The 13,468-nt window shown below is 66.9% G+C and carries 13 protein-coding genes and 1 pseudogene; 5 read left to right on the top strand and 9 right to left on the bottom strand.

All coding sequences use genetic code 11. The annotated features are described in order from the left end of the window. Positions 1-121: 121 nt before the first annotated feature. Positions 122-1,957, bottom strand: coding sequence for an acyl-CoA dehydrogenase (locus A5659_RS03175; RefSeq protein ID WP_066866207.1), 1,836 nt, complete (start codon positions 1,955-1,957; stop codon positions 122-124). Positions 1,958-2,167: 210 nt separating this feature from the next. Here A5659_RS03175 and A5659_RS03170 point away from each other — a divergent pair, with 210 nt between their 5' ends. Then, a complete protein-coding gene (locus A5659_RS03170; protein ID WP_067179279.1) occupies positions 2,168-3,208 on the top strand; it encodes an isopenicillin N synthase family oxygenase in 1,041 nt (346 codons plus the stop codon). Between the two features lie 82 nt (positions 3,209-3,290). Continuing rightward, positions 3,291-3,779, top strand: a complete 489-nt coding sequence (locus A5659_RS03165) for a flavin reductase family protein (protein ID WP_066866205.1) — start codon at positions 3,291-3,293, stop codon at positions 3,777-3,779. A 24-nt stretch (positions 3,780-3,803) separates the two neighbouring features. Here the strand turns inward: A5659_RS03165 and A5659_RS28050 are convergent, their stop codons facing one another. From A5659_RS28050 to A5659_RS03145, 5 genes are all read right to left on the bottom strand, one after another. After that, positions 3,804-3,968 (bottom strand): hypothetical protein, encoded by a 165-nt coding sequence (locus A5659_RS28050; protein WP_197497902.1) that lies wholly within the window; start codon positions 3,966-3,968, stop codon positions 3,804-3,806. A gap of 184 nt (positions 3,969-4,152) precedes the next feature. After that, positions 4,153-4,899, bottom strand: a complete 747-nt coding sequence (locus A5659_RS03160) for a succinate dehydrogenase/fumarate reductase iron-sulfur subunit (protein ID WP_007768969.1) — start codon at positions 4,897-4,899, stop codon at positions 4,153-4,155. Then, positions 4,896-6,815 carry a fumarate reductase/succinate dehydrogenase flavoprotein subunit gene (locus A5659_RS03155; RefSeq protein ID WP_067179278.1) on the bottom strand — a complete coding sequence of 640 codons (1,920 nt, stop codon included), beginning with the start codon at positions 6,813-6,815 and terminating at the stop codon, positions 4,896-4,898. Before A5659_RS03155 ends, A5659_RS03160 begins: the two co-directional genes overlap by 4 nt. A 45-nt stretch (positions 6,816-6,860) precedes the next feature. Next, on the bottom strand, positions 6,861-7,688 hold the full coding sequence (locus A5659_RS03150) for a hypothetical protein (protein ID WP_066866201.1): 828 nt from the start codon (positions 7,686-7,688) through the stop codon (positions 6,861-6,863). A 91-nt stretch (positions 7,689-7,779) separates the two neighbouring features. After that, positions 7,780-8,094, bottom strand: a complete 315-nt coding sequence (locus tag A5659_RS03145) for a hypothetical protein (RefSeq protein WP_066866199.1) — start codon at positions 8,092-8,094, stop codon at positions 7,780-7,782. 106 nt (positions 8,095-8,200) lie between these two features. Here A5659_RS03145 and A5659_RS03140 point away from each other — a divergent pair, with 106 nt between their 5' ends. Then, positions 8,201-8,962, top strand: a complete 762-nt coding sequence (locus tag A5659_RS03140) for an isocitrate lyase/phosphoenolpyruvate mutase family protein (protein WP_066880763.1) — start codon at positions 8,201-8,203, stop codon at positions 8,960-8,962. Between the two features lie 73 nt (positions 8,963-9,035). Here the strand turns inward: A5659_RS03140 and A5659_RS03135 are convergent, their stop codons facing one another. Beyond that, entirely contained in the window at positions 9,036-9,476 is a 441-nt protein-coding gene (locus A5659_RS03135) for an Hsp20/alpha crystallin family protein (RefSeq protein ID WP_066866194.1), read from the bottom strand. Positions 9,477-9,703: 227 nt separating this feature from the next. Here A5659_RS03135 and nirB point away from each other — a divergent pair, with 227 nt between their 5' ends. Together nirB and nirD are read left to right on the top strand one after the other, a co-directional pair. Continuing rightward, positions 9,704-12,286, top strand: coding sequence for a nitrite reductase large subunit NirB (gene nirB, locus A5659_RS03130; protein ID WP_082975882.1), 2,583 nt, complete (start codon positions 9,704-9,706; stop codon positions 12,284-12,286). A 10-nt stretch (positions 12,287-12,296) separates the two neighbouring features. Then, positions 12,297-12,665 carry a nitrite reductase small subunit NirD gene (gene nirD / locus A5659_RS03125; RefSeq protein ID WP_067179274.1) on the top strand — a complete coding sequence of 123 codons (369 nt, stop codon included), beginning with the start codon at positions 12,297-12,299 and terminating at the stop codon, positions 12,663-12,665. A gap of 13 nt (positions 12,666-12,678) precedes the next feature. Here nirD and A5659_RS03120 read toward each other — a convergent pair whose 3' ends face one another. Both A5659_RS03120 and A5659_RS03115 read right to left on the bottom strand, forming a co-directional pair. Continuing rightward, positions 12,679-13,131 carry a hypothetical protein gene (locus tag A5659_RS03120; protein ID WP_066866188.1) on the bottom strand — a complete coding sequence of 151 codons (453 nt, stop codon included), beginning with the start codon at positions 13,129-13,131 and terminating at the stop codon, positions 12,679-12,681. Positions 13,132-13,209: 78 nt separating this feature from the next. Next, positions 13,210-13,468: pseudogene (locus tag A5659_RS03115) on the bottom strand (sirohydrochlorin chelatase); the annotation flags it as partial.

Below are 13,468 nucleotides of genomic sequence, written 5' to 3'. Positions count from 1 at the left end.
GGATCCCCTCACTCCAGCGGCGGCCTTTTTGCTGTCGGGCAGGCCTTTCATCGCTGCGGCGAACGCAAATCCCCCGCTCCGACACGGCGAAGCGGGGGATTCGTGCGTTGCCGTCGAGGACCTAGAAGGCGGCCTCGTCGAGCTCCATGATGTCGTTGTCCAGCGTGTCGATGACCTCGCGGGTGCTGGTCAGCAACGGCAGGAAGTTCTTCGCGAAGAACGACGCCACCGCGATCTTGCCCTCGTAGAAGGACCGCTCATCGCCGCTGGCACCGGCATCCAGCGCCGCCACGGCGACCGCCGCCTGACGCTGCAACAGCCAGCCGATGACCAGGTCACCGACGCTCATCAGGAAGCGCACCGAACCCAGGCCCACCTTGTACAGGCTGGTCACGTCCTCCTGCGCCGCCATCAGGTAGCCGGTCAGCGTGGCCGCCATCGCCTGGACGTCGGTCAGGGCCTTGGCCAGCAGCTCGCGCTCGGTCTTCAGCCGGCCGTTGCCGGACTCGCTGTCGACGAACTTCTGGATCTGCTCGGACACGTGCGCCAGGGCCACACCCTTGTCGCGGACGATCTTGCGGAAGAAGAAGTCCTGCGCCTGGATGGCGGTGGTGCCCTCGTAGAGCGAGTCGATCTTGGCGTCCCGGATGTATTGCTCGATCGGGTAGTCCTGCAGGAAGCCGGATCCACCGAAGGTCTGCAGGCTCTCGGTGAGCTTGGCGTACGCCTGCTCCGAGCCCACACCCTTGACGACCGGCAGCATCAGGTCGTTGACCTTGACCGCCAGCTCGGCGTCCACGCCGTGGATCGCCTCGGCGACCGCCGCGTCCTGGTAGGTGGACGTGAACAGGTACAGCGCGCGCAGACCCTCGGCGTAGGCCTTCTGGGTCATCAGCGAACGGCGCACGTCCGGGTGGTGCGTGATGGTCACGCGCGGTGCGGTCTTGTCGGTCATCTGGGTCATGTCGGCGCCCTGGACGCGCGACTTCGCGTACTCGAGCGCGTTCAGGTAGCCCGTCGACAGGGTGGCGATGGCCTTGGTGCCGACCATCATGCGGGCCTGCTCGATGACCTCGAACATCTGCGCGATGCCGTTGTGCACCTCGCCGACCAGCCAGCCCTTGGCGGGGACGTCGTGCTGGCCGAAGCTCAGCTCGCACGTCGCCGAGACCTTCAGGCCCATCTTGTGCTCGACGTTGGTGACGAAGACGCCGTTGCGCTCGCCCAGCTCGCCGGTCTCGAAGTCGAACAGGAACTTGGGCACGAAGAACAGCGACAGCCCCTTGGTGCCCGGTCCGGCGCCCTCGGGGCGGGCCAGCACCAGGTGGAAGATGTTCTCGAACAGGTCGCCGGAGTCGGCGGAGGTGATGAACCGCTTCACACCGTCGATGTGCCAGGAGCCGTCCTCCTGCTTGACGGCCTTGGTCCGCCCGGCGCCCACGTCCGAACCGGCGTCCGGCTCGGTGAGCACCATGGTCGAACCCCAGCCGCGCTCAGCGCAGATGACGGCCCACTTCTTCTGCTCCTCGGTGCCGAGGTGGTACAGGATGTTGGCGAAGCCTGCGCCGCCGGCGTACATCCACACGGCGGGGTTGGCGCCGAGCAGGTGCTCGTGCAGCGCCCACACCAGCGCCCGGGGCATCGGCATGCCGCCGAGCACCTCGTCGATGCCGACCTTGTCCCACCCGGCCTCGATGACGGACTGGACCGACTTTTTGAAAGATTCCGGCAGGGTCACCGAGTGCGTCTTCGGATCGAACACCGGCGGATTGCGGTCACCCTCGACGAAGGAGTCGGCGACCGGCCCCTCGGCCAGTCGGCTGATCTCGTTCAGCATTTCTTGGGCTGTGTCGGCGTCCAGGTCGGCGTATTCGCCCTGGCCCAGCGCCTTGTCAACGCCCAGAACTTCGAACAGGTTGAATACCTGGTCGCGGACGTTGCTTTTGTAGTGGCTCACTACGGTCCTCCTCGTTGAGAATGCCACTTGTGGTTGGGTACTAGGTCTAAGTTACCCACCAGTAACAAGACCTAAAATATCGCTCGCGTCAGTGGGATGCAAGTCAATGTGAGCTAGATTTCATTGCCTAATTAACCAACCGGTTGGGAAGCTGCTGGTCATGCCGTTGAAGTCCGATCTACCTGCGGCGATGATCCACCCGTGACCGGTGTGCGCGGCGTCACTGCGCCGCCCGACGAGGTGCCGACGGTGGACCTGCGGGCCGATGCCGCGCTGCTGCGCCGCGGGCTGCGGGACGCCGGCCACGAGGTGGGCTTCTTCTATCTGACCGGTCACGGGGTGGCGCCGGACCTGGTGGGACGGATGCTGGACGCGGCGCGCCGGCTGTTCGAGCTGCCGCAACCGGACAAGGACGCCGTCGCGATGGTGCATAGCCCCCATTTCCGCGGCTATACCCGCCTCGGCGGCGAGCTGACCCGCGGCGAGGTGGATTGGCGTGAGCAGATCGACGTCGGACCGGAGCGCGCGGCGCTCGATGGGCTGGACAAGGCGGATTACCGGTGGCTGCAGGGGCCGAATCAGTGGCCGGCCGCGCTGCCGGAGCTGCCCGGGATCATCGAGGAGTGGGACGCCGCGCTGTCCGCGGTGGCCCGCACCCTGCTGCGACACTGGGCGGCCTCGCTCGGCAGTCCGCCCGGCGTGTTCGACGCGTCCTTCGCCGACGCGCCGGCCACCCTGATCAAGATCATCCGGTACCCGGCCCGCGCGGACAGCGCGCAGGGCGTGGGCGCCCACCGCGACTCCGGGGTGCTCACCTTGTTGCTGGCCGAGCCGGGCAGCACCGGCCTGCAGGTCCGGCGCGGCGGCGGGAAAGGAGGCCATCCCGATGACGGCTGGATCGAAGTGCCGCCGCGCGAGGGGGCGTTCATCGTCAACATCGGCGAGCTGCTGGAGGTGGCCACCCGCGGTTACCTGCGGGCCACCGAGCACCGGGTCAGCCTGCACGGGCAGGCCGGGGACCGCATCTCGGTGCCCTACTTCTTCAATCCGCGCCTGGACGCACAGATACCCGTGCTGTCGCTGCCCGACGAGCTCGCGGCGCGGACCGATCAACACTGGACACCGTCGCACGATCCGGCCGACCCCATGTTTTCGGTCTACGGGCGCAACGCCTGGAAGAGCAGGCTGCGGGCCCATCCGGATGTGGCCGCGGCGCACGGATATTCGGCAGATCGCTTAGAAAACGGCTGAGGGTGGCCGTGCCGGCGCAACCGGCGCCGGGTAGGGTCACACACGAAAATCCCGTCTCCGGCTCTAGGGGCGAATAAGTCCGGTGAACTCGAACAACAAGCTGACAGCGTCGTCGCTGCGGGAGGCATTCGGTCACTTCCCGTCCGGTGTGGTAGCGATCGCCGCCGAGGTGAACGGAACCCGGGAAGGCCTGGCGGCCAGCACCTTCGTCCCCGTCTCGCTGGACCCGCCGCTGGTGTCGTTCTGCGTGCAGAACACCTCGACGACCTGGCCCAAGCTCAAGGACCTGCCGATGCTGGGCATCAGTGTCCTCGGCGAGGCGCATGACGAGGCCGCGCGCACGCTGGCCGCGAAGACCGGCGACCGGTTCGCGGGTCTGGAAACGGTCTCCCGGTCCTCCGGTGCGGTGTTCATCAAGGGCACCGGCCTGTGGCTGGAAAGCGCGATCGAGCAGCTCATTCCGGCGGGCGATCACACAATCGTGGTGTTGCGGGTCAACGAGGTGACCGTGGACGCCGAGGTGGCGCCCATCGTGTTCCATCGCAGCGTGTTCCGCCGCCTCGGCGCCTAATCGGGTCGCTGAGCCGTCGACCTGCTAGGGGCGGTGGCCCAGTTCCTCCCGAAAGCCCTGAATGCGGCTCTCGAGTTCGGCGGCGTCGGTGTGCCGGCCTTCCTTGTTCGCGAGTTGGGCGCGTACCGACAGCTGGCGGATCGCGGTGCGAATGTTGTTGATGCTGGCGGTTTCTCGCATGGGTTTCATGAACTGCCTTTCCGGTCGTGGACAGACGACCGCACGCGGCGGCCCGACAGGATGCAGTGTGGTTACCCGAGTCCCGCGGTGGCCTAACGCGCCACGGCGCGACGTCGCCGAGCGTGAAGTCAGTCGCACGTTGAGCGCCGAATGTGAAGGTAGCTTCACATTCGAGCCGCAAGGCGGCGCGCGATCAGCGGCGGAACAGCTTGTTACCCAGCCACACGACCGGGTCGTACTTGCGGTCGGCGACCCGCTCTTTCATGGGGATCAGCGCGTTGTCGGTGATCTTGATGTTCTCCGGGCAGACCTCGGTGCAGCACTTGGTGATGTTGCAGTAGCCCAGACCGTGCTCGTCCTGGGCGTCGTTGCGCCGGTCGCGGGTGTCCAGCGGGTGCATTTCCAGCTCGGCGATCCGCATCAGGAACCGGGGACCGGCGAACGCCTTCTTGTTCTCCTCGTGGTCGCGCACCACGTGGCAGACGTTCTGGCACAGGAAGCACTCGATGCACTTGCGAAATTCCTGCGAGCGCTGCACGTCCTCCTGCGCCATCCGGTACTCCCCGGGCTGCAGGTCCTTGGGCGGCGCGAAAGACGGTATCTCGCGGGCCTTTTCGTAGTTGAACGAGACGTCGGTCACCAGGTCGCGGATCACCGGGAACGTGCGCAGCGGCGTGACGGTGACGACCTCGTCCTCGGCGAACGTCGACATCCGGGTCATGCACAGCAGCCGCGGCTTGCCGTTGATCTCCGCCGAGCAGGAACCACACTTGCCCGCCTTGCAGTTCCACCGGACGGCCAGATCGGGCGTCTGGGTCTGCTGCAGGCGATGGATGATGTCGAGGACGACCTCGCCCTCGTTGACCTCGACCGTGAAGTCCTGCAGACCGCCGTCGGCGTCGTCGCCGCGCCACACCCGCATCGTCGCGTTGTAGGTCATTTGCCACTCCGTCCTGGGTGCCCGGCGAGTTCTTCGTCGGTGTAGTACTTCTCCAGCTCGGCGATGTCGAACAGCTCCAGCAGATCGGGCCGCATCGGCGTCTGATCCTTCTTCGTGATGGTGATCTCGGGGATCACCTCGTCACCGCCGCTCGCCTCGCAGACCAGCAGCACCTTGCGCCACGACGAGTCCATCGCCGGGTGGTCGTCACGGGTGTGCCCGCCGCGGCTCTCGGTGCGCTGCAGCGCAGCCTTGGCGACGCACTCGCTGACCAGCAGCATGTTGCGCAGGTCGATGGCCAGGTTCCAGCCCGGGTTGTACCGGCGCTGCCCCTCGACGTGCAGGTTCTTGAACCGCTCGCGCAGCTTGTTGAGCCGCTCGAGGGCCTCGGTGATCTCTTCCTCCTTGCGGATGATGCCGACCAGGTCGTTCATCGACTGCTGCAGCTCGAGCTGCAGGGTGTACGGGTTCTCCGCGGCCGCGCCGTTGGCCGGCGCCTCGAAGGGCGACAGCGCCCGCTTGGCCGCCGCCGCCACGGCGTCCTCGGCGATCGTCGGCCGGCTGCTCAGGGCACGCACGTAGTCGGCCGCACCCAGACCGGCACGCCGGCCGAACACCAGCAGGTCCGACAGCGAGTTGCCGCCCAGCCGGTTGGACCCGTGCATGCCGCCGGAGCATTCGCCGGCGGCGAACAGCCCGGGGACGGTGGCCGCGCCGGTGTCGGCGTCGACCTCGACGCCACCCATCACGTAGTGGCAGGTCGGCCCGACTTCCATCGGCTCCTTGGTGATGTCGACGCCGGCCAGCTCCTTGAACTGGTGGTACATCGACGGCAGGCGGCGGTTGATCTCCGCGGGGGTCAGCCGCGAGGCGATGTCCAGGAAGACGCCGCCGTGTGGGCTGCCGCGGCCGGCCTTGACCTCGGAGTTGATCGCGCGCGCGACCTCGTCGCGCGGCAGCAGGTCGGGGGTGCGGCGGGCCGAGTCGTTGTCCTTGAGCCACTGGTCGGCCTCTTGCTCGGTCTCGGCGTACTGGCCCTTGAACACCGAGGGGATGTAGTCGAACATGAACCGCTTGTCGTCCGAGTTCTTCAGCACCCCGCCGTCACCGCGGACACCCTCGGTGACCAGGATCCCCTTCACGCTCGGCGGCCAGACCATGCCCGTCGGGTGGAACTGGACGAACTCCATGTTGATCAGCGACGCGCCCGCCCGCAGGGCCAGGGCGTGGCCGTCGCCGGTGTACTCCCACGAGTTCGAGGTGACCTTGAACGACTTGCCGATCCCGCCGGTGGCGAGCACCACCGCGGGCGCCTCGAACAGGATGAAGTTGCCGCTTTCGCGGATGTAGCCGAACGCGCCGGCGATCGCGTCGCCGTCCTTGATCAGCTCGGTGATCGTGGTCTCGGCGAACACCCGGATCCGGGCTTCGTAGTCGCCGAGCTCGGCGAAGTCCTCCTGCTGCAGCGAGACGATCTTCTGCTGCATGGTGCGGATCAGTTCCAGGCCGGTGCGGTCACCGACGTGGGCCAGCCGCGGGTAGGTGTGCCCACCGAAGTTGCGCTGGCTGATCTTGCCGTCCTTGAGGCGATCGAACAGTGCCCCATAGGTTTCCAGCTCCCAGACCCGGTCGGGGGCTTCCTTGGCGTGCAGTTCGGCCATGCGCCAGTTATTGAGGAATTTCCCGCCGCGCATGGTGTCGCCGAAGTGGGTCTTCCAGTTGTCTTTCGGGTTGGTGTTGCCCATCGAGGCCGCGCAACCACCCTCGGCCATGACCGTGTGGGCCTTGCCGAACAGGGACTTGCACACCACCGCAACCCGCAAACCCCGTTCGCGCGCTTCGATAACCGCGCGCAGTCCCGCGCCGCCGGCACCGATCACGACCACGTCGAACGTGTGCCGCTCGATTTCAACCATGAAACCCTCGCTAGCTAAATCTGTGATTTATTTCGAAATGGCTTGTCAGCCAACAAACCTGAGGTCAGGAATGGTGCCGCTGGCCACCAGTGCGATGTAGAAGTCGGTGAGCATCAGGGTGCCCAGCGTGATCCAGGCGAACAGCTTGTGGCGGGTGTTGATGACGCTGACCTGGGTCCAGATCCAGTACCGCACAGGGTGCTTGGAGAAGTGCTTGAGCCGCCCGCCGGTGACGTGCCGGCAGGAGTGGCAGGACAGCGTGTAGACCCACAGCATGATGACGTTGCCGAGCAGGATCAGATTGCCCAGACCGAAGCCGAATCCGCCCGGGCCGCTGTCGGAGTGGAACGCGACGATCGCGTCGTAGGTGTTGATCACCGAGATGATGCCGGCGATATAGAAGAAGTACCGGTGGGTGTTCTGGATGATCAGCGGGAACTTGGTCTCGCCGGTGTAGTGCACGCGAGGCTCGGCCACCGCGCAGGCGCTGGGCGACTGCCACACCGTGCGGTAGTAGGCACCGCGGTAGTAGTAGCAGGTCAGACGGAACAGCAGCAGGAACGGCAGCGACAAGGCGGCGTACGGCAGCCACCATACGTCGGGCAGGAACTGCGGCCAGATGTCGCCGGCCTCACCGCAACCCTTGCTCACGCAGGGCGAGTAGAACGGTGTCAGGTAGTGGTATTTGGGAACGAAGAAGTAATCCTGTTGGAACGCCCGCGCCGTCGCATAAATAATGAATGCGGCGAAGCCTAGATCGATCCGCAGCGGCGACATCCACCACCGATCGGTACGCAGGGTGCGTTGCGGGATACGGGCGCGCGTGGGTGAAAAGACACCGGACGCAGGACGGTTCGCCGTGGGTGCGCTCATTTAGTGTGTTCCTCTTCGAACGGGCTGTAGGTCGAAGGGTACACAGAACCAAGCCCCCCTTTTCTGGGGGGCTTGTGTTGTTCGACGTTGGTCAGGACCTGTTGTGACCGCCGACACCCTCGTCGTCGACGTCGCGCCAGAATTCGCTGTCGTATTGGGTGTCGGGAATGACGATCTTCTCACCGGACTGCTGCACGGTGGCGCCCGCCAGGTCCAATTCGGACACGTCGGTGTCGAGCAGGTCGACGTCGGACAGGATGCGGTCGGCGTCGATGACGATGCGCCGCATGGCCGGGCTGTCACCGTATCGGGCCCGCAGGGAGCTCACGCACCGCCGCAGGCCGCCGATGAGGTCGTGTAGTTCGGCGAATTCGGTCGTGCCAGTCGTGCTCGGCGTGCGAGTCAAAGGATCTCCTCGGCAGTGTTTCGGATCACAGTACGCCCTCGATACTATCCACCGCACACGCCAGACGTCAGGTCGTTGGGCCGGGATGCCGAGGGAGCAAACACTTATGACGGGACGTGCCACACCGGCCGAGCGGGCCGCCGCGCTGCTGGAACTGCACCGGCCGGGCAACCCGGTCATCCTGCCGACCGTGTGGGATGCCTGGTCGGCCCGGCTGGCCGCCGGCGCCGGATTCGCCGCGCTCACCGTGGGCAGCCATCCGATGGCGGACTCGATCGGCAAACCGGACAACGAGGGCATGTCGTTCGACGATGTGCTCACCCGGGTCGCGCAGATCACCGCCGCGGTCGACGTCCCGGTGTCGGTGGACATCGAATCCGGCTACGGCCAGCGGGCGGGCCGGCTGATCGAGGGCCTGCTCAGCGTCGGGGCCGTGGGGTGCAACATCGAGGACAGCGTGCACTCGGAGGGCAAGCGGCTGCGGTCCGCCGACGAACACGCCGATCTGGTCGGCGAGCTGCGGTCGGCCGCTGACGCGGCCGGGGTACACGTCGTCATCAACGCCCGGACCGATCTGTTCCTGCGCCAGGACGGCGAGGCCTCCGATCGCGTCGAGCGGGCGGTGGACCGACTGAACAAGGCCGCCGCCGCGGGCGCCGATGTCCTCTATCCGGTGGGCCGCCACGACCCCGACACGTTGCGGCGCCTGACGGCGGAGTTGCAGCGGCCGGTCAACGCGATCGCGCTGCCCGATCAGGACGACCCGGCGTCCTTCGGTCCGCTGGGCGTCGCGCGGATCAGTTTCGGGCCCTTCTTTCAGGCCGCGCTGGCGGCCCACGCCAAGGAGCTGCTGGCCCGCTGGGGCTGATGCGATGAATCCGGCGGAGCCGTTGCGGCTCCGCCGGATTCGCCGGCCGGTATGCGTCCGGACGGGCCGGAGATTATTTGGTGATCGCGATGCGCTGCGCCTGGCTTCCGGCGTACGCACCGGTGACCCGCACGGTCAGCACGCCCGCGTCGTAGCTCGCCGTGATGGCGTCGCCGGTGACGTGGGCGGGCAGCTGGAACGACCGGCGGAACGATCCGTACCGGATCTCCCGAAGCGTGCGGCCTTCCTTCTCTTCGGCGTGCTCGTCGCGGTGTTCGCCGTGGATGACCAGGCGGCCGCGGTCGACCTCGACCTTGACGTCCCGGTCGACGTCAACGCCCGGGAGTTCGACCCGTACGATCGCGTCGTCGCCGTCCTTGACGATCTCGGCGGCGGGCCGCAAACCGCTGGTCGCCGGGGTGTTCCAATCCGCCGCGGCGGCGGGGCCGAAAAAGTCGCGCAACCACCGGTCGGTGTCCCAGGCCGGTCGCGACCACAATGCGAGGTTGCTCATGACGCTTCCCTTTCCATTCCTTGAGCTTCATTGTGAAATTCCTGTGACCGGCGCCTGCGCGACCGGCTACTACGCCAAACATGAGTCGACCACGCTTAAGTTCCACCTCGCCGTTCGCCGGCAGTGAACGATCAATCACATCGGTTCCTGTGAGTTGTGAGATCCTCGTCATAGGACCGTCACATTGGGCGAGAAGAACGTAATTTCCGGCCGTTACTCTCAAAGCCATGTCTGCAGACGGGATTTCGCGCGCCAGCTGTGCGCCTCGTCACATCATCGTAGTCGGACATGGCATGGTGGGGCACCGGTTCGTCGAGGCGCTGCGCGCCCGTGACACCGAGGGACTGTGGCGCATCACGGTTTTCGCCGAGGAGACCAACGCGGCCTACGACCGCGTGGGGCTGACCTCGTACACCGAAAGCTGGGATCGCAAGCTACTGGCCTTGCCCGGCAACGAATATGAGGGTGACGAGCAGGTCCGGCTGGTGCTCAACCAGCGCGTTACTGAAATAGACCGCGCGACAAAGGCGGTGGTCACCGCCGACGGTCAGCGGCACGGCTACGACACCTTGGTCCTGGCGACCGGGTCGTACGCCTTCGTGCCGCCGGTGCCGGGTCACGATCTGCCCGCCTGTCACGTCTACCGCACCCTTGACGACCTCGACGCCATCCGCGCCGACGCCCAGCGCACGGTGGAAACCTCACACGCCGCCGCGGGTGTGGTGATCGGTGGCGGCCTGCTCGGGCTGGAAGCCGCTAATGCGCTGCGCCAGTTCGGGTTGCAGACCCATGTCGTCGAGATGATGCCGCGGCTGATGGCCCAGCAGATCGACGAGGCCGGCGGCGCGCTGCTGGCCAGGATGATCGGCGAGCTCGGCATCTCGGTGCACGTCGGCACGGGCACCGAATCGATCGAGTCGATCGAGCATGCGGACGGCTCCACCTCGGTGCGCGTGAGCCTGACCGACGGCCAGGTCATCGACGCCGGTCTGGTGATCTTCGCGGCCGGCATCCGGCCACGCGACGAACTGGCCACCGCGGCCGGGCTGGACCGCGCCGAGCGTGGCGGCGTGCTGACCGATGTGGCTTGCCAGACAAGCGATCCCGACATCTACGCGATCGGTGAGGTCGCGGCGATCGGCGGGCGCTGCTACGGCCTGGTGGGCCCGGGCTACACCTCCGCCGAGGTGGTGGCCGACCGGTTGCTTGACGGGGTCGCGGAGTTCGGCGAGGCCGACCTGTCCACGAAGCTCAAGCTGCTCGGTGTCGACGTGGCCAGCTTCGGCGACGCGATGGGGACGACCGAGAACTGCCTCGAGGTTGCCATCAACGACGCGGTCAACCGGACCTACGCCAAGCTGGTGCTCTCCGACGACGCCAAGACGCTGCTCGGCGGCGTGCTGGTCGGCGACGCCTCCTCCTATGGCGTGCTGCGACCCATGGTCGGCAGCGAGCTGCCCGGCGACCCGCTCGCGCTGATCGCGCCTGCCTCCTCCGGCAGTAGCAGCGCGTTGGGCGTTGGAGCGCTGCCGGATTCGGCGCAGATCTGCTCCTGCAACAACGTCACTAAGGGCGATCTGAAGTGTGCGATCGCCGACGGCTGCGCGGATGTCCCGGCGCTGAAGGCGTGCACCTCGGCCGGCACCTCGTGTGGGTCGTGCGTCCCGCTGCTCAAGCAGCTGCTGGAGGCCGAGGGCGTGGAACAGTCCAAGGCCCTGTGCGAGCACTTCAGCCAGTCGCGCGCGGAGCTTTTCGAGATCATCTCCGCCACCGAGATCCGGACCTTCTCCGGTCTGCTGGAGCGCTTCGGCCGCGGAAAGGGTTGCGACATCTGCAAACCCGTGGTCGCCTCCATCCTGGCTTCCACCGGGTCGGAGCACATCCTCGAAGGCGAGCAGGCCTCGCTGCAGGATTCCAACGACCACTTCCTGGCCAACATCCAGAAGAACGGCAGCTACTCGGTGGTGCCCCGGGTGCCCGGCGGAGACATCAAGCCCGAGCACCTGATCCTGATCGGCCAGATCGCCCAGGATTTCGGGCTCTACACCAAGATCACCGGCGGTCAACGGATCGACATGTTCGGCGCCCGGGTCGACCAACTGCCGGAGATCTGGAAGCGCCTGGTCGACGGCGGCATGGAGTCCGGCCACGCCTACGGCAAGGCGTTGCGCACGGTGAAAAGCTGCGTGGGTACCGACTGGTGCCGTTACGGGCAGCAGGATTCCGTGCAGCTGGCCATCGATCTGGAACTGCGCTACCGCGGCCTGCGGGCGCCGCACAAGATCAAGATGGGCGTCTCGGGCTGCGCGCGGGAATGCGCCGAGGCGCGCTCCAAGGACGTGGGCGTCATCGCCACCGAAAAGGGCTGGAACCTCTACGTCGGCGGCAACGGCGGTATGACGCCCAAGCACGCGCAGCTGTTGGCCAGCGATCTGGACACCGAAACGCTGGTCCGCTATGTCGACCGGTTTGTCATGTACTACATCCGGACGGCCGACCGGCTGCAGCGCACGGCGCCGTGGGTCGACTCCCTCGACGGCGGCCTCGACCACGTGCGCGAGGTGGTGTGCGACGACTCGCTAGGCCTGGCCGCCGAATTCGAGGCCGCAATGGAGCGGCACGTCGAGAACTACAAGTGCGAATGGAAGGGCGTGTTGGACGACCCGGACAAGCTGTCGCGGTTCGTTTCGTTCGTCAACGCCCCGGATGCCGTCGACTCGACGGTGGCATTCACCGAGCATGCCGGGCGCAAAATCCCTGTGTCCATTGGTATGCCGCGGGTTCGTACAGCGACAACTCCGGAAGAGTGAGGAAGGGATCATGACACTTCTCAACGACATTGCGGTGTGGACCCACGCTTGCGCTTACGACCACCTCATTCCGGGTCGCGGCGTCGGCGTGCTGCTCGACGACAGCTCCCAGGCGGCGCTGTTCCGGCTCGATGACGGCTCGGTGCACGCTATCGGCAACGTCGACCCGTTCTCCGGGGCCGCGGTGCTGTCACGCGGGATCGTGGGCGACCGGGACGGCCGCGTCACGGTGCAGTCGCCCATCTTGAAGCAGGCCTTCTCGCTCGAAGACGGTTCGTGCCTGGATGATCCGACCATCTCGGTGCCGGTGTACCCGGTGCGGATCACCGCCGACGGCTACGTCCAGATCGCGCGGGACTACCAGCAGCGGGCCGCCTGATCCCGACCCCGGTTCACCGGGTGATGTCGCCGACCAGGTAGCGCTGCATCGTCGGCCCGATCGCGTCGACGATCGCGTCCACCGACATGGAATGCAGCGGCTCGGAGCGGATGCCGTAGCGCATGATGCCCAGGCCCACCAGTTGTGAGGCGCACAGCGAGGCGCGCAGGGCGACCTTGTCGGCCCCCAGCATTTTCAGCAGCGGGCCAAAGACCGGGCCGACGAACATGTTTTGCACGATCTCGGCGGTCTTCGCCATCCCCGTCGACGCGATGGCGCTGGCCGCGAACGGGCCGCCACCGGCGGCGTCCCAGGTGGTGATCAGCGTGCGCAGGGTCCGCCGGCCCACCTGGTTGACCCCGCCGGTGACCATCCGGTCGATGAATTCCGGTGTGCCGAAGGGCAACCGCAACATCTTGGCGACCGGGTCGAGGATCCCACGCGACGGCTCTTCGCGACGGGGCATGGTGCCAGGATCACCCGTCTGCGGGCAAAGATCAAGGAACGCCGGGCACCGGCGTGGCTCGACGGTGGGCGTTTGGCGCTACGGCACCGAGCGCACGGCGCGGCCGCGGGCCAGCTGATGCGGGCTCGACCGGCGCGATGCGTGCCGGGCGGTGGGGGCAAGCACCGGCGGCAGGGCCCGCCGGAACCTGTTGGCGACCAGGCGCGCCAGCCCGGGATGGGTGCCCAGCGGTTCGCTGACCAGGTCGGCGCCACAACCGTGCAGCCGTTGCTGGAACAGGCCGTCGGCCAGCAGGTATGAGGCGACCACGACACGGCTACCGGCGCGGCGCGCGCGG

Origin of the sequence: Mycobacterium sp. 1165196.3, assembly GCF_001673415.1 — a bacterium.
GTDB lineage: Bacteria > Actinomycetota > Actinomycetes > Mycobacteriales > Mycobacteriaceae > Mycobacterium > Mycobacterium europaeum_A.
This window is presented reverse-complemented; position numbering and strand designations above follow the sequence as displayed.